At 35.5% G+C, this 1685-nt stretch carries 1 protein-coding gene; it reads right to left on the reverse strand.

From position 1 onward, the window contains the following. Window positions 1-231 precede the first annotated feature (231 nt). The gene (locus H6G41_RS34490; RefSeq protein ID WP_190752883.1) at window positions 232-1365 is read right to left on the reverse strand and encodes an ISAs1 family transposase; all 1134 of its coding nucleotides are present in this window, start codon (window positions 1363-1365) and stop codon (window positions 232-234) included. Window positions 1366-1685: the final 320 nt, after the last annotated feature.

Consider the following 1685-nt stretch of genomic DNA (forward strand, 5'->3'; position numbering starts at 1 on the left):
CAGGGCAAACGCATCTTAATTTAAAGTGAAGGCAAATAATGCACTGGTAGATGAGTCAGTTCAATGATTTTCAGGATGAATACATTGATTGTTGAGCGAATAAGCAGACGTTGAAATTATCTCAACTAAAAAGAGCGATTATTGCCTATAAATTCTCATGCTAAAATCGCACTAATTCTAGTGTTAATAAGCTCCTATAGTTAATCACGGATGGCGAATATGAAAAATAAACTAAGAGCCAAAAAGAACTTTTAATAAATAATCGTCATCCCATCCGGCGCGGTTACGTTTACGTTTAACGCCCACTTTTAGGGATTTCTCTTGATTTAAAAGATTATGAGCTATGTGACGAAGAACAGCAAAGTTTTCGGGAGAATTGTCTTTACGGATTCTTGAATCGTCTTCATTGAATTGAACATCTAGTACCCAATGGAGAGAATTTTCAATCTGCCAATGATGCCTCACATATTCACCAAATTTTTGAGAATTTATTGGTAAACTACTGATATAGTAACGAGTTTCCAGCTTTGGTTCTCCTTTGATAGTCCTGACATAATCTACTCTACAAACAGTCATTAAATCAGCCCATCTATCCTCTGAATCTACCAGAGTTTTAATATTACTTAAAGTCGTGTAATGTCTAATTTCTCTTCGACCATGACCTACTTCCCGTTCCCGATAAGTATCATGTTCAAATCCTTGATATTTGGTCAATATAGCCTGTTTAAATAAATCTTCGACTCTTGAATATAGAGAACCTTGGTTCTTTTTTAAGGTAATAACGTAATCTCCTCCTCTCTCTTTAATTAACTTAACAATCTCCCTTTGACAACCCATTGCATCAATAGTGACAATGCAACCATTCAAGTCTAAAACTTTGAGCAGTTCAGGAATCGCTGTAATCTCATTAGATTTAGAGTCAACTTTTACTTGTCCTAAAACTAATTTTTGAGAAGTAGCCCAAGCACTAACGATCTGGATTGCTGCTTTTTCGCTCTTCGAGTCATAAGAATGCCTTAAACTCTTGCCATCAATAGCGACAATTTCACCATTAGTAATTCGATTAATAGATTTTACCCAGTTTAAAAAGCATTCTTGAAATTGTTTAGGATCTAGTCGTGCAAATACTCGTGCGAATGTATCATGAGATGGAATCCCATTAGGTAACTCTAAAAATTTCTTTAACCATTTATATTTAGCATCGCCATACATTTCAATATCGCTCCAGGTGTCAGCTCCAGAAATCACAGCGCAGATGGCAATTGTAATAATATCAATTAATTTATGTAACTTACTGCGCTCGATTCTGGGGTCTGACATAGCAGCAAAATGGTCAGAAATTGTAATTTTTGGCTTGATTTTCACGTGCTATAGTAACTGAAAAATTAGGCGTTGTTGGTAACAATTATTTTAGGTTTATTCTACTTTTCCTAAAAAAATTATCTCAAAACTTTATTAGAATGATAATCATATCCAAGGGGGAGAGAAAGGCTCGCTAAAGCGAGCCTTTCTCTCCCCCCTCCCTAATTTTGATTATCATTATCATGTGGGTTTAAGTGCTGATTGAGAACCATGCCCTTTTTTGAGAACGGATCATGGATGATCAAAATCAATCATGGATTGAAACACATATATTTAATTAAACGTCAACCCTAATTGTGCCAGTTTAAGGTGCGTTTGCCCTG

The organism is Tolypothrix sp. FACHB-123 (genome assembly GCF_014697075.1).
GTDB lineage: Bacteria > Cyanobacteriota > Cyanobacteriia > Cyanobacteriales > Nostocaceae > Aulosira.